This window comes from Acinetobacter courvalinii (assembly GCF_014635545.1).
Classification (GTDB): Bacteria; Pseudomonadota; Gammaproteobacteria; order Pseudomonadales; family Moraxellaceae; genus Acinetobacter; species Acinetobacter courvalinii.
The window spans coordinates 1,050,107-1,067,723 of record NZ_BMDA01000001.1 but is presented as its reverse complement, the minus strand read 5'-3'; the positions used below and the strand labels follow the sequence as shown (position 1 = coordinate 1,067,723).

Sequence of the window (17,617 nt, the reverse complement as noted above, 5' to 3'; positions counted from 1 at the left end):
TTCTTCACTTACTTTTACTGTTATAATTGCGGCTGTCCTTATTCAATATGTTGTTTTAGCAATGGCAAATAAAAAACTTTTAATTTGTGCAGCACTGGCGACTGGTCTTTTATTAACTGCGTGCGTGAAAAAAGAAGAACCTAAAAACGAAGAGCAGCAAGACCAGACCACGACTGAAACTCAAACTCAGCCACAACCTGAACCTGAAAAAATTCAGGAGTTTGAATCGCTAGAAAGTGTTGATAAGCAAGAAGCTCCTGTGGCGACTGTTGAAACAACGCGTGAACAAACTGAAAATACCACCACTGAAATTCGTCGTGAAATCCGCCCTGCTCAGACTGAAACACCTGCTGCAACCGAGACGCCACGTACTGAACAACCAAAACCGGCTAAGACAGAACAGCCGAAAGCTGAGCAATCTGTAAAAGCTGAACCAAAACCAGCGAAAGTAGAGCAGCCTAAAGCTGAACCAACTGCAAAAGCGCCAAAATCATCTACACCAGCTCAAAGTGAAGATGATGCTGTTGCCGCCGCGATTGCTGCTGCTACGCCTGCATTAAACAACTAATGTTTTAATCGCGTGCTGTAAAAAGCCATGAGCTGACTCAATTGTAGCTCATGGCTTTTTTATTTCTACAACATTAATAGTTCTTAAAGAAATCAGCCATCAAACGTGAAGCCCACGATTTCACACTCAACGTTTCATAGAAACCGCAATGACTACCCTTCTTGGTGGTGACCACTGCTATATTTTCCATCTGCTGAATGGCTTCTTTATACGGCTCCAGATTCTTGATTGAGCATACTGGATCATCTTCGGCATTCAAAATCATCAATGGAATTTTGACATTTTCAAAAACATAGATCGGGTTGATGGCCTGACAATAACTTTGATAATCCTGAAATCCCGCCATTTCAAAATATTCTTTCTCAAACTCTTCCAGGCTGGTTGTGGCAAGCACTTTTTCTATAGATGCAAGTTGTGTCCATGTGTTTTGATAGGGATAAATGAAGTATTTAAACAGCTTCTTGGTCATCATCTTGCTATAAAACGGATGAACATTCTTAAAGCCAATTTCTGTGTTATAGCCTGGACACATTGCAAATGCAGCTTTGAACGGTGTATCTGCACCTTGCTCACCGAGATAGCGCACTAACAAACCGGTACCCGCAGAAGAACCAACGGCATATAAGTCTGAGTCCGGAAATAAACGTTGAATATGGGCCAATTGTTCTTTTAGATCACTGGTCGAACCAAATAGTGAAATGCGTGGCACAGGCATCGGTAACCCCGCATGGCCACGGCGCAAACACAGCGCAATTCTCCATCCGGTATATTCATGCAAGTCTTTGACCAGTTCGCGCATACTCTCAGGTGTACCAGTAATGGTATGCATGATCACAACCGTCGGCGTATCTGCCGGTAAATCATAGCCATACCATGCAATTGCCGTTACCCCACCATCCTGCATGTGCAATTGCTCGATTCGATCATATTCGAGTTTGACCATCTTTTTACGAATCACATCAAAATACAGAAGATGGAGATGGGTATTGGTCAGCCACGGTGTTGGACGATATTTTTGCTTTAATTGCGGTAATTTTTCTAGAACATCTTTAATTTTCCCTTTAGGGTCATAATACATTTTCGGTTGTTCGGCACCGAGCACTGTATCAAAAAGTTCTGAACCTAAAACTTTGATTTTATCTAAAGCTGATATACCCATATCTAGTACCGCCTCTAATGATGAGTAAATGTTTGTCGCACTAAAGTAGCGACCTGTTGTCCCCAGATGGTATAAATTTCTTTGCCAGGATGAAAACCATCGCTGGCCATTGGCAGATTCATCGCCTGAAAAGTTTCTACATCATATTGAATGAAATGAAATTGCGACTGCGGCGCCAGCCATTGTTGTAATGCTTGATTCATCTGTTCTGCATATTGCCCAAATAACCAGGCCAAAGGATTCGGCAAGGCTGGAAAATGCTGTATCGGTGGTACACCAGACACAATAATAAGCTTGGGCTGAAACTGTTGTTGGATATAACTGAAAAGTTGTTTTTGCTGTTTCAACCAAGACTTTGCCGAAGTCAGTTTGGTGACGTCATTGACACCCATTGAGGTGACGATTACATCATAACATTGCTGATCTAACTGTTGTACTGTTTGGTAAACTTGTGCAGTGGTATCGCCTGTTTTTGCTTGCAGTTTCCATTGTAAGCGATATTCATTTTGCAACTCGGAAATGATGGCGCCCGATAAAGCCTGTTGTTGGGTTTCCACTCCCACGCCAGCAGCAGCTGAATCTCCGATAATCAGCAGAGACAATGGCTTGCCTTGGCCAATAATACCTTCGCGCGCGCCATCGGCCTCTAAAAGTCGTGGTGTATTTTTACGAACTTTCGTACCTTGAATGAGTAATACAGGCAATAAAGCCAAAGTTGAAAGTTTTAACCACATTTTAAATCTCTTTATGTTACTTAGGCTATTTTTAGCGCTTTAGTTGGGTTGATACTTGGCAAATCTTGCACCCATTTTCTCTGCTAATGCTGCCAAACCACTCATCGGACGGATCATGACTTCAAAATCAATGATTTTTCCTTGCGCATTAAAACGAATCATATCAATGCCCTTAAGCGATTTCCCACTGACATTGGCACTAAATTCCAGCACTACATTCTCACCATCTTCAGTATAAAATTCACGGTGATAAGTGAAGTTCTCAAATACCTGAATCACATTGGTCAAAATAAAAAAGACCACATGTTTGCCTTCATAAGGTTTATAAGCAACCGGTGAGCGGAATACCACATCTTCTGCGAGCAAGTCATTCAACGCAGACAAATCGCCAGCTTTGATCATGTCATGCCAGATTGCTAAGGCTTGTTTTGTTGTTTCAAGTGTCATTGTTATTTTCCTTCATATCTAAAAGTGAATGAGCACTTCCTCTCATGAGAAAATGCTCATTTCCACCTTATAAAACAGCTGCTAATTCAGCACCTTGACGAATTGCACGTTTAGCATCCAGCTCACCTGCTTCTTTCGCACCACCAATCAGATGAACATTTTTACCATCAGCTTTAAGTTGGTCGAACATTGCAGTATAAGATTCCTGACCCGCACAAATCACCACATTATCCACTTCAAGCACTCGGCTCTGACCATCGACGGTAATATGTAGACCTTGGTCGTCAACCTTGTCGTAGCTTGCTCCTGCAATCATTTTCACATCACGATGTTTTAAGCCAGTACGGTGAATCCAGCCCGTAGTTTTACCTAAACCAGCGCCAACAGATGCTGTCTTACGTTGTAATAAATAAATTTCACGTTCTGACTTTTCCAATTCAGCTGCTTTTAATCCACCGACATGCTGGTAAGTTGTATCAATTCCCCACTCTGCATAGAACTTTTCAGGATTTAAGCTGCCACTATCCCCTTCGTGGGTTAAGTATTCTGCAGTATCAAAACCAATACCACCGGCACCAATAATGGCAACACGCTTACCGACAGGTACACGCTCTTTTAGGACTTGGATATAGCTCAACACTTTTGGATGATCAATACCTTCGAATTGTAATTGACGCGGTGTTACACCTGTTGCAATCACGATATCATCATAGTTGGCCTGGCTTAGCTCTTCATAAGTTGCCGTATGATTCAGTACCAACTCAATATTCGGCTGTAATTCAATCTGGCGTTTGAAATAGCGTAAGGTTTCGTAGAACTCTTCTTTACCCGGAATGGTTTTGGCGATATTGAATTGACCACCAATCTGGTTGCTGGCATCAAAGACTTTTACTTTATGACCACGACTGGCCGCATACACCGCAAAGCTCAAACCTGCTGGACCAGCACCAATCACGGCAATATTTTTGACTGCATGGGTTTCTTTAAAAATTAGTTCAGTTTCATAACACGCACGCGGGTTGACTAAACATGTCGCAATCTTCATTGAGAAAATATGGTCTAAACAAGCTTGGTTACAACCGATACAGGTATTGATCTCATCACTACGGCCTTCACTGGCTTTCAATACAAACTCAGGATCGGCCAGCATTGGACGTGCCATAGACACCATATCTGCATGACCAGAGGCCAATACATGTTCCGCCATTTCAGGAGTATTGATACGGTTTGAAGTGATCAAAGGAACTGAAACTTCACCTTTAAGCTTTTCAGTCACCCATGTAAATGCTGCACGTGGTACTTTGGTTGCAATGGTTGGGATACGCGCTTCATGCCAGCCAATCCCTGTATTAATAATGGTTGCACCCGCTTTTTCAATTTCTTTCGCCAGTTGAATCACTTCTTCCAGCGTTGAACCACCTTCAACCAGATCCAGCATCGACAAGCGATAAATAATGATGAAGTTCTCACCGACCAACGCACGGGTCCGCTTTACGATTTCAATCGGGAAACGAATACGGTTTTCATAACTACCGCCCCATTCATCATCACGATGGTTGGTACGGGCTGCAATAAATTCATTGATCAGGTAACCTTCCGAGCCCATGATTTCAACCCCATCATAACCTGCGTATTGTGCAAGCTTGGCGCAGTTGGCAAAGTCATCAATAGTTTGCTGCACTTCGGCTGAAGTGAGGGCTTTGGGTTTAATCGGGTTAATTGGCGCCTGAATCGCAGAAGGTGCCACAATCTCAGGCTGATAAGAATAACGGCCAGTATGCAAAATCTGCATGGCAATCTTACCGCCTGCCTCATGCACAGCTTGGGTAATCACTTTATGTTTGTCTGCTTCGGCAATACTATCGAGCTTAGACGCATGCGCGAAAGTCAGGCCAGCATCGTTTGGTGAAATTCCGCCAGTGACAATTAATCCAACATCCCCTTTGGCACGTTCCGCATAGAATGCAGCCATACGCTCATAACCTTGAGGTGCTTCTTCTAGGCCAACATGCATAGACCCCATAAGCACACGGTTTTTTAAAGTGGTAAAGCCCAAATCAAGTGGCTTTAATAAATGTGGATAAGCTGACATATTTTCTCCTTTGGCTCGCATTCTGCTTGCTAATGCAACTTGTTGCATAAAGTTATAAACAAGATTTGATTTTTATGCAACATATTGCATAATTCTGATGAGTCATTTTTTATTATGGAACATCATGTCACTCGCCCATGTTTTATTGACCAGCCTATTAGAGAAGCCAAGCACAGGTTTTGAATTGGCTCGTCGCTTTGACCGTTCAATGGGCTTCTTTTGGAATGCGACTCATCAGCAAATCTATCGTGAACTCAATGGTATGCTGAAAAAAGGATGGATTTCGACATTAGAAGAACAAGCTGCAAATAGCCGAAAAAAGACCTATCAAGTGGAACAACTGGGTAGAATACAACTGGCTGCATGGATTGAACAGCAAAGCGAACCTGCACAATTACGCGATGATCTTATGGTCAGGTTAAGGGCTGAAGCTCAACTGGGCGGCAATAGCATTTTGCCGGAGCTGGAACGCCATCTATCGCTTCATAAGGAAAAATTAAGCCTTTATCAAGCCATTCATGCTAAAGATTTTGACAATAACGAACCCACCAACCGTGTGTTGTTCATCCATAAAATGATTCTTGAACTTGGTATCATTACAGAAAGTGAATGGATAAAATGGTTGGAACAGATGATCCCTCAATTGAGAAAGTTTGAGGAAGCAAACGAGACTGGAGAACAATAATGCCATTTTATAGCATGCCGGATCAGGAAAAATTATTTGTACGACGTGTCGGTGAAGGTGAACCTGTACTGGTGTTGTCAGGTCTGGGCATGCAAAGCTGGCAATGGCTGCCTTTCTTATTTGCCAATCGCAAACAATATGAATTTATCATTCCGGACTGGCGCGGTTTTGGCGGTTCAAAACATTGTGCGATTCCGGATCTCGATGCAATTTCGAGCCACTGGAATGATGTAAATAGTCTCATTGAGCAATTAAAACTGGATCAGTTTATCCTGATGGGCTATTCCATGGGAGCGACCACAGCTATGCATGGCATGAAGCATGGTAATTTGGCCGAGAAACTCAAAGCATATTTACATATTGACCAAACGCCAAAGATCTCTGTCGATGAATCCTGGCAGTATGGCTTATTTGGTGAAAAGCATCCGCAATTTAAAAGCCTCCTGCTCGATATTCAAACCTTGTTGCTCGAGTACAAATACGCACAGAAGCTTGAAGATTTACCGAATGATATTCGCTATAAGCTAGTGAGCTTATGGGGCGCCTTTATTGAGCTACAAGGCAGTAATAACTATAGTCCGAAAATTTTCAAACTGGCGCTCAATCGTCCTTTCCTACAAAAGTATTTACTCCCGATTCAACGTCTGGATTACTTGCTTTGGTATGTAGAAAACTATCTTAACCATGATGAAGATTATCGCGATGCAATTCGCCAGTTAAATTGCCCGACCACCTTCTTTATTGGTCGTGAATCTACCCTGTACCCTGAAATGGGACAAACCCTGATCGCAGAGAGCTTGTCAAATGCGACAGCAGTTTATTTCGAACGCTCTGGGCATACACCTCTGATTACTGAACCAAGAAAGTTTAGTCAGGAAATTGGTCATTTTCTTGCAGCTCATTCCATTCAGGCCGCTTAAATTAAGCTGAATAAAAAAAGCCAGTCTGATGACTGGCTTTTTTAGCTTTAGTTTTTATGTCGCATTTGTTCAGCCACATCCAGCAAAGCCTGTGCTGTTTTATCCCAACCCAGACAACCATCAGTAACTGACTGACCATACGTCATATCACAGGAAATTTTTTGATTACCATCCACCAGATGACTCTCAATCATGACACCGCGTACTTTCGATTCAGCACGCTCTGCAATAATTTGCTGCAAGACTTGGGGTTGTTTTAGCGGATCTTTGGCACTATTGCCATGACTACAATCAATCACCAATGCTGGCAAATGCTTATGTTTGAAATGCATTGCCTGAATTGATGCCAGATCATAATTGGTGCCATGATTTGAACCACGTAAAATCAGATGTGGCAATGGATTACCTGTACTATGCAGAATCGCAGGCAGACCTTGTTGAGTCATACCGAGGAATTGATGCCCGTTCATGGCAGACTGAATCGCATCTAAAGCGATCTGGATCGAGCCGTCGGTGCCATTTTTAAAACCAATGCTGTATGGCATGTGACTGGCAATTTCACGGTGAATTTGTGACTCGCTGGTACGTGCACCAATTGCACCCCAAGCCAGCAAGTCATCAAAATAACCTGTCGCCATTGGACTTAAGATTTCACTGGCAATCGGCAAGCCTTTTTCCACCAGTTGCAAATAAAGCGCACGGGACTTTTCTAGGCCCAGTTGTAAATCTGATGATCCATCTAAATTTGGATCGTATAAAAAACCCTTCCAGCCCACTGTAGTACGTGGTTTTTCAATGTAGGCACGCATCACCAGGAAAATCTGATCTTTGACTTGTTCTTGGAGTTGTTGCAGTCGATCAGCATATTCGAGTACTGCGACAGGATCATGAATCGAGCAAGGCCCGGTAATCACCATTAGGCGATGATCTTGTCCTGATAAAATATTTTGAATCGTTTGACGATGTTTTGAAATTTGCTGCGCAAAAGTTGCAGACAAGGGATACTGCGCTTTGAGTTGTGATGGCAAGCTAAGCATTGATTCTTTTGTGTGTGTTTGTGGTTGTGTCAAAGCAGTATTTAAAGCATTCATTTTTCAATTCCTTTGGACTGGCCTTCTTCGCAGTCCTTTTCATTTATTTGAGCAAGAGTGATCTAAGCGATGTTGATTTTTTTGCAAAGTAAAACCAGGTGATCTTGCTAAAATATGAATAATTAAATGTGTACATGCTATTTCTCCTAAAATGATGATTGTTAAAGCATAAAAAAACCTGATCGGTGTTGCCGATCAGGTATTAACTGGTTGGGCAACCCTTTTTGCTGCCCGAAACGCATCAGGCAACGATTAATATTGCCAAAAATAAAAGTATGCGTTTGTGTTTACAGTATGCTTTAACATGTTTATTTCAAATATCTAAAAAACTGTGTCTAAGTATTAAATTACGCACTATTTCAGCATTTGACAAGCATTTTTTATGTTTTTTTAATCAGCACTTCAAAATCCTGAAATTTGACCTTTGCTCGCTTAACTCATAGAATAGATGAAAAATACAGCAACCCGAGATCACGCCAATGAAGTAAGTCCTATTTTTATCATCAAAATCCATTTTTATTTTTGATGTGCAAAATAGACTTATCTATCATTTAGCAATACCGATTAAAATTATCTATATTCTTCTATTTTGCATATCCTGTTTATGAGGTTTCTTATGACTCAGCAGGCATGTATCGTTTCAAACCTATCGCTTGAATTGGCACAGCACAAACTCTTTGATCAGCTTTCATTCCAACTGCCCTTACATCAGTTTTGCGGATTGATTGGACGTAATGGTCAGGGTAAATCACTATTGATGTCTCTACTTCAGGGTGAATCGACTGAACTTGCTTATTCAGGCCAAATTTCATGGCAATGCCCACATCAGCATCTTGCTCAGCTTCAGCGTGTACAAGCCCATACCATTGCTCAAGCGTTGGATATTGAAGATTTATATCAATGCTTTGAACGGATTCAGCAAGGTACGGCTTCATTCTCCGATTATGATCAAGTTGAACAGCTCTGGCATTTACCCACCGAATGGCAACAACTACTAGAAAGTGCAGGCTTACCTACAGCACTGGATACCCCGACTCAACATTTGAGTGAAGGCCAGAAAACCAAGCTTGCGCTTTGTCGGTTATTTCTTCTTAAAGATCACTATCTTCTTCTAGATGAACCGAGTAATCATTTAGATATTCAGGGACGACACTGGTTGATTGAGCAAATGGCGCAACATCCTACGGGTGGTTTAATGATCAGTCATGATCGTCAGCTGTTGTCTCATGTGCAGGGTATTTTTGCCTTAAATCAACTGGGGCTACATTACTACGGTGGCAATTATGCACTCTATCAGCAGCAGCATCAGCGACAAGTCGAAGCATTATCAAATGCAGTGCAGCAAGAAAAACGCGAATTAAAACAGCTGAAAGAGCAACAGCATCAGAGTCAGATGAAAGCACAAAAGCGTAAAAAAACAGGTGAAAAATTAAGAGTCTCTGGTTCTCAGGCTCCTATTTTATTGGATGCCAAGAAAGAACAGTCTGAGCAATCGCTTTCACACCTGCGCAAACAGCAGAGTAAACAGCTTGCAGATGCAAAAGATGAGCTGCAGCAAAAACAAACGCAACTGGAACACTTTAAATCCCAGTCTTTTGAGTTTACTCAAACGACAGGTAAATCAGGTGAAATCTTACGTTGCCAGCAATTGCAACTGGCTTACACAAAGACCAAGCCGATTGATCTGGCTCTATCAACGGATGAAAAATTACATTTATGTGGCGCAAACGGTACGGGCAAATCCACTTTACTCAAAACCCTTCAAGGCTTAATCCCATCACTTGCAGGAGAAATTTATTGCAAAGCCAGTGTTGTCTATCTGGATCAGAATTTTTCATTACTTAATGAAGATCTATCTGCCGTTGAATATCTATGTGGTTTAGATTCAAATCTGACCGAACAACAGGCCCGTACCCTATTAGGCAACCTACAAATCCGTAGAGAGAAAGCCCTGAGCCCTTTAACAACATTGAGCGGTGGAGAACGTTTGAAAGTGGCATTATTGGGCTTAAAACAACAAGCAGTTGAGCTGTTACTTCTCGATGAACCAGAGAATCATCTCGATATTGAATCTCGTGAATTACTGGCCCAAGCGATCCGCTCTTTTAATGGCGCTGTGATATTGGTATCGCACGATGAAAGCTTTGTTGCAGAATGCGGGATCCATGCAAGCTATGTACTCAGTTAATAATTAAAGGACTAAATATCAGCATACTGATCATTTGCACCATGCTGATATTTATTTAACGAATAAAACCTTGCGGCTGCAAAATGATTAAGCCAGCCCCACACAAAACCACAAGACCACCTAGGATATCCCAACGTGTCAGCATGATTTGATCAACATAACGCAGCCACAATAAGGCAGTGAAAATATAGATCCCACCATAAGCCGCATAAATACGACCCGATGCAGCCGGATGTAGGGTTAGCAGCCAAACAAATACAGCCAGACTTAAGGCCGTAGGAATCCATAACCAATGTGATTTTCCTTGATTTAAAATCAAATAAGGAAAATAACAACCTAAGATTTCAGCAATTGCTGTGACGAAAAATAACCCAAATACTTTAAGTACTTGGGTTATTGAGAAAGAAAGTTCAAACATTAAGCAGGTTCAGCACTCGGGTTAATATGATCTTCAAATACTTCCAGTTTTAAACCGACTTCTTTGCCATTTTCTGTTTTCACAGAAACCGCAACGTTACCGCCATGCTCAGCAAGTTCACCGAATAGAATCATCTCGGCAAGTGGTTTTTTCAGATGTTCCTGAATCAGACGTTGCATTGGACGAGCACCCATCAGACGGTCATAACCATTAGTTGATAACCAGTCACGTGCACTTTGATCGACATCCAGCACCACCTGTTTCTCATCCAGTTGCGCTTGCAGCTCAGTCAAGAACTTATCGACCACTGAATCAATAATCGTGGTTGGAAGTGCTTTAAATTGTATCACGCCATCTAAACGGTTACGGAATTCAGGTGAGAATGCACGTTTCATTGCATCCTGATTGTCTGAACTATGATCTTGTTCGGTAAAGCCAATGCTAGCACGGACTATACTTTCAGCACCGATATTGGTGGTTAAAACAATAATCACATTTCTGAAATCAGATTTTCGACCATTGTTATCGGTCAAAGCACCATGGTCCATGATTTGCAACAACAAATTAAATACATCTGGATGTGCTTTTTCAATCTCATCAAGCAATAGTACACAATGTGGATTTTTATGAATCGCATCAGTCAGCAAACCACCTTGATCATAGCCCACATAGCCCGGAGGTGCACCGATCAAACGGGAAACCGCATGACGTTCCATATATTCCGACATATCGAAACGAACCAGTTCGACACCTAACAACTTGGCAAGCTGTTTGGTAACCTCGGTTTTACCTACCCCTGTTGGGCCAGCAAAAACAAAACTACCGACTGGTTTATCTGGTGCTTTCAAGCCTGCACGAGACAATTTGATCGCTGATGAAAGTGCCGTAATGGCTTCATCTTGCCCAAATACCACACGTTTCAGATCACGTTCCAGATTCTCAAGTACGGACTTGTCATCTTTAGAAACCGTCTTCGGTGGAATACGGGCAATTTTGGAGACGATGTCCTCAATATTTTCAACAGAGATGGTGGTCCCATCTACTTCCGCTTTTAAACGACGTTGCGCACCTGCTTCATCAATCACATCAATGGCTTTATCTGGCAAGAAACGGTCATTGATAAATTTCGCAGACAACTCAACAGCCGCAACTAACGCTTTATCATCGTATTCAACATGATGGAAATCTTCGAACTTGTTTTTCAAGCCACGTAAAATTTCAATCGTTTCATTGATACTCGGTTCATTCACGTCAATTTTCTGGAAACGACGAGACAATGCATGATCTTTTTCAAATACCTGACGATATTCCTGGAAAGTGGTTGAACCAATGCAACGCAAGCTACCATTTGCTAATGCAGGCTTGATCAGATTCGATGCATCCATGGTGCTGCCCATGCTCGAACCAGCACCAATAATCATATGAATTTCATCAATGAATAGAATCGCATTTGGATTCTTTTTCAAAGCATTCAACAATTGTTTTAAACGCTTTTCAAAGTCACCGCGATATTTGGTACCTGCAACCAGCGCACCGATATCCAGACTATACACTTCAGCATTTGCCAATGGTTTTGGCGCTTTCCCGTTCACGATTAACCAAGCCAGACCTTCAGCAATTGAAGTTTTACCCACACCTGGGTCACCCACTAAAAGCGGGTTATTTTTACGACGACGACATAAAATTTGTGCCGCACGCTCAATTTCTTTTTCACGTCCAATTAAAGGATCTGTTTTACCCTTTTGAGCTTCAACATTTAAGTTAAGGGTATATTGCTCCAATGGGCCTGCATTGGCAGACGCCGCATTTTCACCTTCAATATCTTCAACTTCTTCTTCAACCTGAATCTCATCTTTACGTGTGCCATGAGATAAGTATTGAGTCAGCGTCAGACGGTTAATTTGATGACGTTTAAGCAAATAAACGGCAAAAGAATCACGTTCCGAATACATTGCAACCAGTACATCCGCACCTTCAACAGTACGATCGCCGCCACTGGACTGAACATGAAAAATGGCACGTTGCAGAATTCGATCAAAACTCTCTGTCGGATGAGGCGCCTGTTCACTATTATCACCAAGTTTCGGGGTATGTTGCTCTACATATTCCTCTAGTTCTTTACGCAAAGTAACGATATCAGCCCCACAGGCTTTTAACGCATTCACGGCTGAATCATTATCCAGCAAGGCAAGCAACAAATGTTCAACTGTCAGAAACTCATGTCTCTTTTGACGAGCCATGCTAACAGCCAAACGTAACGATACTTCTAATTGACGACTGAGCATGTAACCCCCTTATATCTTGGGCTCTATCAAAAAAAGAGAATCTTTTAATGAAAAAGCAAATTATTAACTTGATCCGCTGAGCTTCTGTAAACGTGGTTGAATCTACATCTACAAGTCTCTTTGCTTCATATTCTACTGTTAGCATTAGTTGACTATCTTGGTCAAGTTTCAAAACAAAGTATTGTTGTAAAAATTCAATTACAAAGTGGATAAAACCCACTTATTTGACTAAATATTCAACAAGTTTGATGATTTACTTAATAAATATCAGAATAATGTAGTTAAAGTGAATTTTTCAAATATTCATTGTGTCTCTTAAGAATTAAGCCAATTTGATTTAATCCTTTAAGCTGAATAGCTCATCCCCATCTAATCAGCATACGCTAAACTCCCAAGAAGCCTACAAACCTCTCAAGTGTTTTGCTATGCGTTTATAGAGCAGGAATAAGTTTTAACGTCTTCACTCACAGCATATGAGCCATAACATGGCGCAAGGTCTTACGCTCGGAACAAAGCTTCGCTTTTCTTAACGTCTGCACTCGCAACATATGAGCCATATCATGGCGCAAGGTCTTGCGCTCGAAACAAAGCGTTGCTTTTCTTAACGCCTTCACTCACAACATATGAGCCATATCATGGCGCAAGGTTTTGCGCATGAGGAATGAAATTCCGCAAGAGCGTTGCTTTTCTTAACACTTACACTCACAGCGTAGCTGTTCGTCTTGCGCAGCTAAAAAGCGTTGCTTTTCTTAACACTTACACTCACAACGTAGCTGTTCGTCTTGCGCAGCTAAAAAGCGTTGCTTTTCTTAACGCTGCTCAGGTTCGATCTGGCATAACAATGGATGGCCTTGCGCGCGGGCATAGTTATTCACCTGATTAGCTTTAGTTTCAGCGATATCACGCGGGTAAATGCCTGCTGTTCCCTTACCTTCATAATGAACGGTCAGCATCACCTGACTGGCCTGATCAAAGTCCATACCAAAATAACTTTGTAGAACTTCAATGACAAAATCCATTGGGGTGTAATCATCATTCATTAAAACCACCGCATATAATGGCGGACGCTTTAATTCAGGTGGGGCTGTCTGTACAACCACTTCACCTTCATGATCTTCCTGCGAATCACTTAAACGTGGATTTAAGTGCCAATCGACATAACCTGATTGATGAAAAGAGTTTTTCACTTCACTTAAATTCATTTGACGCTTGTATCTTCGCATATCCAGTTCTTAATCTAAAAAATTATTGAGCATTCGCTTCGGCTTGAGGAATTTCTGACACAAAGGCAGAACTTACATCCACAGGCTTACCACGTTGCCAGCTAAAACGTTTAATGATCGGTGTACCTGATCCAGTTAAGCGCACTTCAATAAATTGCGGTGTAAAGCCTTTTGGCATGGTCCAACGGCCAGTTAAACGCTCAAAATCTTCAAAGTTGAAGTTTTTATCTTCTAAAGGTACGACTAAAACTTCAGTGTCTTTAATCAGACGTAATTCGACTGAACCTGAAGCACGGCGTTTGTTCGGGCTGACCTGAACAAGATCAATCTGATATTCATACGCATTTTCAGGTAATGACTTAATTGCCATATTTTGAATCGTTAAGCTTACACCACCACGTTGTCTGAGGATTTCACGATAAATCGCATTCATTCCCTCAAACTGGGCTTTGTCCGCATTGGCCTGATTCACAGATTTGAATAGATCATCTGCGTTGCCTACTGCCATATCACGCTCTTGTACAGCCGCATTTAAGCTCTTACTCACAGCATCCAAAGCGGTCTTCTGTTTCTGGACAACATCGACCAATTGTTCCGCATCAGCATCGTAACCAACCACGGTTAAACCCTGACGGTGTCCGACAGTATAACCCAGCATAAAACTACTACCGATCAGAACGGTAGCACCAATAATCAAAGGTAAATTCGTTTTTAAAAACTTATTTTTTTCAACGGAACTGTCTGGTGAAGTAGTCGGTTCAACGTTTTCCATCATCATCTCTATCGTTATGATTTGCATCAAAGCACACATTAAAATCGAAATTTAAATGTGTGTGAAGTAAAAAAGCGTTTTTTATGGTAATAAACCAATGCCTTCTAAGCCAGCAGCCTCATCGAAACCGAACATGAGATTCATATTTTGAATCGCCTGTCCCGCTGCCCCCTTCACTAAATTGTCCTGAGCCACCAACACAATCAGCTTATTCGGCTGTGGGCGATAAAGTGCAATTCTGAGCTCATTCGCACCACGAACACTACGAGTTTCTGGTGAGCTATTTGTAGGCATCACATCAACAAAACGTTCATCTTTATAGAAATCTTCATAAAGCTTCTGCAAGTCTGTTTGCTGCCCCTGTTCTGTTAAATCCACATAAATCGTGCTCAACATGCCACGAATCATCGGAACCAGATGAGGCACAAATATTAATTGATCAAACTGACCTTTTTGTCCTGAAATATTTTCCAGTGCTTCAACTATTTCAGGATGATGACGATGTCCAGCAACACCATAAGCCTTGAAATTATCTGCATTTTCACTGTAGATCATACCTAGACTGGCTTTACGACCAGCACCGGATACACCCGATTTTGCATCCACAATGATACTTTGTGTATTGATTAGTTGCGTCGCCGATTTTAGCAATGGCGCTAAACCCAATTGTACTGTGGTTGGATAACAGCCAGGATTACCAATCACTTGCGCCTGTTTGATCTTTTCGCGATTTAATTCAGTTAAACCGTAAACCGAGTCTTTCAAAATCGCTGGGCAGCTATGTTGCATGCCATACCATTTCTCAAATTGCTCAAGATTTTGCAAGCGAAAATCAGCTGCCAGATCAATCACTTTAGTACCAGCAGCCGTTAAGGCTTCTGCATGCTGCATGGCAACGCCATGTGGTGTAGCGAAAAACACCACATCACATTGTTTCAACTGTTCTAAATCCAGATCTGAAAACTCAAGTGTCGTGTGGCCACGTAAACTTGGGAACATATCCGCAACACGCTTTCCTGCTTCTGTACGAGAAGTGAGAATACGAACTTGAACCTGTGCATGTCTAAGTAATAGACGTAATAGCTCAACCCCTGTGTATCCAGTTCCACCAACAATACCAACAGAAATCACGTGTGACACCTCTAGCTTTCATTTAGGCCAGTAGTATGGCAGTTTGCCCTGTTTTACACAATCTTCAAGTCTCTAACTTTTAACAAAATAAAGATGGGTTAGCTAAAAAATTGATAGGCTGGCCTTCATTCTTTATGTTTCCTGAATGTTTAATAAAGTTCAAAACAAACGGCTTAGACCAAAATGATTTCACCATTGGTCAAGAAATACTATTGTTTCCGTGAGGGATTCGAATAGAATAAAAAACATTGCGGTAATAATAAATTTCATGGATGCAAAATTTTGGAGAGCTGGAATGCCTTCTTTGAAACAAAAACAAAGATTAAATCACTATATTTGCTTGGGACTCAGTACCCTGCTATTAAGTTCAACATTGGTTGGATGTGGAAGTGGTGAAAGTGAAGCTCCGCTTCCGACTGAAACTCCAACGACACCGACACCCAGCCCAAGAACCTTAAATGTTAAAGTACCGGTGGAGATGCGTAATATAACGATTAAGGTTTATGACAATACAGAAAATACTTTAATTTTAGAACAAAAAGCCAATACCACTACCAACCTTGTGCTTACCTTACCTCAAAACATCCAGAACCGGATTTATAGAGTTGAATTAACAACCCAGCCAACTGCACTTATTTATAATCCATTATCAGGTCAATACGATAACGTATCTACTACTTTAAACGCACTCATTGAATTTAATCTCAACTCAACAAGTAAAAATGTTTTTATTAATCCAAACTCAGAAGCGATTTATCAAAGAGCGCTTATTCGTTCGGGTTACCTTCCAAGTGATACAAAAATTGATCCAACAGGGATTAGCAGCTTACACCTTAAACTGGCTTCCAATGATGTGAATACCGCTTTATTAAGTGCTTTTAATAGTATTGATCTACCTAATTTAAGTCCTGCCTATTCACTCAGTAGTTTTACAACCCAAGATGTCGCTGATTTCCCCGCACTTTATACAAGTATTTTTTTCAGTTTTGGTTATATTCAACAATGGGCTAACACCTTCCCAAACGACTTCTTTAACGAATTTACCAAAAATTTGGCAGTCGATTTAAGAGATGGGCAACTTGATGCAAAAAAAGTTCGGGGTGATAAAACAACTTTAAGAACACTGATTACCACCGCACCAGAAAATGTCGATCCCGCTCAAAATACGCTGTTAAAAATCGCTGCCAACCAGAAAACAATTCGGGATCAATATGGTGCCTCTCTAAAAGAAGCGACCTTAGAACTGGCAAAGAGCTATCAGCAAGATTCAATCAACCTACCAGGCTATAATTTATTACAACAAAAAGTTTATGCTTTCGATCCTCAAATAGAATCTAACGATTCATTTCGCGTTTCTGGCGCTGGAGATTATCGTCGCGCAGTTGGCTTTGTAGATACCACTGCCACCTGCAATGGCTCTGCTTATCCATGTAAGCAAGGCTTAACTGGCATTAATCTGGTGAATGTGAATTTGCCTTCTATTGAGTATTTAATTGGTCATTATGACGATGGTAATGGCTGTCAACTTAATGTGCGGGCAAATGGTGTACTTGAACTGATTAAAGGTTCTCAAAACTATCGCTCAACTCTTGATGCCGACAGTACTGATAATCTATTACAAGTCGATAAAACCACTCATGAATATCTCCTTAATAGCAGCTCATCTCAGCCGACTAACCCGACCTTCCAATATAATTTTATTCAGATCAGAATCAAAGCCAATCAGGTGATCAGTGCAAGTGCTGGCCTTGATAATCGCAAAGCCCCCGATCAACTACAAAGCACTCAATTACAATGTAGTTTTTAAATCACTTAGCGTATAAAACCAGGCACTGGAATTTTAGTTCTGGTGCCTTTTTAAAATAATATAAAGAAAATCAAAATATAATTTTAACCAAACCTTA

The 17,617-nt window shown here is 41.3% G+C and carries 15 protein-coding genes; 5 read left to right on the top strand and 10 right to left on the bottom strand.

The features are described 5' to 3' along the window. The first annotated feature begins 61 nt into the window (after positions 1-61). Positions 62-568 (top strand): prolipoprotein diacylglyceryl transferase, encoded by a 507-nt coding sequence (locus IEV39_RS04790; RefSeq protein WP_032883254.1) that lies wholly within the window; start codon positions 62-64, stop codon positions 566-568. Positions 569-641: 73 nt separating this feature from the next. On the opposite strand, the gene IEV39_RS04785 is transcribed toward IEV39_RS04790, so the two are convergent. The 4 genes from IEV39_RS04785 to IEV39_RS04770 all read right to left on the bottom strand — a co-directional run bounded on the left by IEV39_RS04785 (position 642) and on the right by IEV39_RS04770 (position 5,000). Beyond that, positions 642-1,727, bottom strand: coding sequence for a YheT family hydrolase (locus tag IEV39_RS04785; RefSeq protein WP_005286067.1), 1,086 nt, complete (start codon positions 1,725-1,727; stop codon positions 642-644). Positions 1,728-1,741: 14 nt separating this feature from the next. Further along, positions 1,742-2,461 carry an SGNH/GDSL hydrolase family protein gene (locus IEV39_RS04780; RefSeq protein WP_005286069.1) on the bottom strand — a complete coding sequence of 240 codons (720 nt, stop codon included), beginning with the start codon at positions 2,459-2,461 and terminating at the stop codon, positions 1,742-1,744. A 39-nt stretch (positions 2,462-2,500) separates the two neighbouring features. After that, on the bottom strand, positions 2,501-2,908 hold the full coding sequence (locus IEV39_RS04775; protein WP_005286072.1) for a nuclear transport factor 2 family protein: 408 nt from the start codon (positions 2,906-2,908) through the stop codon (positions 2,501-2,503). A gap of 67 nt (positions 2,909-2,975) precedes the next feature. Continuing rightward, positions 2,976-5,000: an NADPH-dependent 2,4-dienoyl-CoA reductase gene (locus tag IEV39_RS04770; protein ID WP_005286075.1), complete on the bottom strand. Its 2,025-nt coding sequence runs from the start codon at positions 4,998-5,000 to the stop codon at positions 2,976-2,978. A 124-nt stretch (positions 5,001-5,124) separates the two neighbouring features. Here IEV39_RS04770 and IEV39_RS04765 point away from each other — a divergent pair, with 124 nt between their 5' ends. Next, positions 5,125-5,685, top strand: coding sequence for a PadR family transcriptional regulator (locus IEV39_RS04765; protein WP_005286078.1), 561 nt, complete (start codon positions 5,125-5,127; stop codon positions 5,683-5,685). Further along, positions 5,685-6,605, top strand: a complete 921-nt coding sequence (locus tag IEV39_RS04760; protein WP_005286081.1) for an alpha/beta fold hydrolase — start codon at positions 5,685-5,687, stop codon at positions 6,603-6,605. Before IEV39_RS04765 ends, IEV39_RS04760 begins: the two co-directional genes overlap by 1 nt. Before the next feature lie 47 nt (positions 6,606-6,652). Here IEV39_RS04760 and IEV39_RS04755 read toward each other — a convergent pair whose 3' ends face one another. Further along, positions 6,653-7,696: a 3-deoxy-7-phosphoheptulonate synthase gene (locus IEV39_RS04755; protein ID WP_005286084.1), complete on the bottom strand. Its 1,044-nt coding sequence runs from the start codon at positions 7,694-7,696 to the stop codon at positions 6,653-6,655. 616 nt (positions 7,697-8,312) lie between these two features. Here IEV39_RS04755 and IEV39_RS04750 point away from each other — a divergent pair. Continuing rightward, on the top strand, positions 8,313-9,884 hold the full coding sequence (locus IEV39_RS04750; RefSeq protein ID WP_005286088.1) for an ATP-binding cassette domain-containing protein: 1,572 nt from the start codon (positions 8,313-8,315) through the stop codon (positions 9,882-9,884). Positions 9,885-9,939: 55 nt separating this feature from the next. Here IEV39_RS04750 and IEV39_RS04745 read toward each other — a convergent pair whose 3' ends face one another. From IEV39_RS04745 to argC, 5 genes are all read right to left on the bottom strand, one after another. Continuing rightward, on the bottom strand, positions 9,940-10,302 hold the full coding sequence (locus IEV39_RS04745; protein ID WP_005286092.1) for a YnfA family protein: 363 nt from the start codon (positions 10,300-10,302) through the stop codon (positions 9,940-9,942). Next, positions 10,302-12,587 carry an ATP-dependent Clp protease ATP-binding subunit ClpA gene (gene clpA / locus IEV39_RS04740; RefSeq protein ID WP_004772396.1) on the bottom strand — a complete coding sequence of 762 codons (2,286 nt, stop codon included), beginning with the start codon at positions 12,585-12,587 and terminating at the stop codon, positions 10,302-10,304. The genes IEV39_RS04745 and clpA overlap by 1 nt, the downstream gene beginning before the upstream one ends. Positions 12,588-13,396: 809 nt before the next feature. Further along, positions 13,397-13,810 (bottom strand): ATP-dependent Clp protease adapter ClpS, encoded by a 414-nt coding sequence (clpS, locus tag IEV39_RS04735; RefSeq protein WP_165569270.1) that lies wholly within the window; start codon positions 13,808-13,810, stop codon positions 13,397-13,399. 22 nt (positions 13,811-13,832) lie between these two features. Then, the gene (locus IEV39_RS04730; protein WP_005230716.1) at positions 13,833-14,582 is read right to left on the bottom strand and encodes a DUF6776 family protein; all 750 of its coding nucleotides are present in this window, start codon (positions 14,580-14,582) and stop codon (positions 13,833-13,835) included. A gap of 81 nt (positions 14,583-14,663) precedes the next feature. Further along, on the bottom strand, positions 14,664-15,713 hold the full coding sequence (argC, locus tag IEV39_RS04725; RefSeq protein WP_005286096.1) for an N-acetyl-gamma-glutamyl-phosphate reductase: 1,050 nt from the start codon (positions 15,711-15,713) through the stop codon (positions 14,664-14,666). A 295-nt stretch (positions 15,714-16,008) separates the two neighbouring features. On the opposite strand from argC, the gene IEV39_RS04720 reads away from it, so the two are divergent. Continuing rightward, positions 16,009-17,520: a hypothetical protein gene (locus tag IEV39_RS04720; RefSeq protein WP_005286100.1), complete on the top strand. Its 1,512-nt coding sequence runs from the start codon at positions 16,009-16,011 to the stop codon at positions 17,518-17,520. Positions 17,521-17,617: the final 97 nt, after the last annotated feature.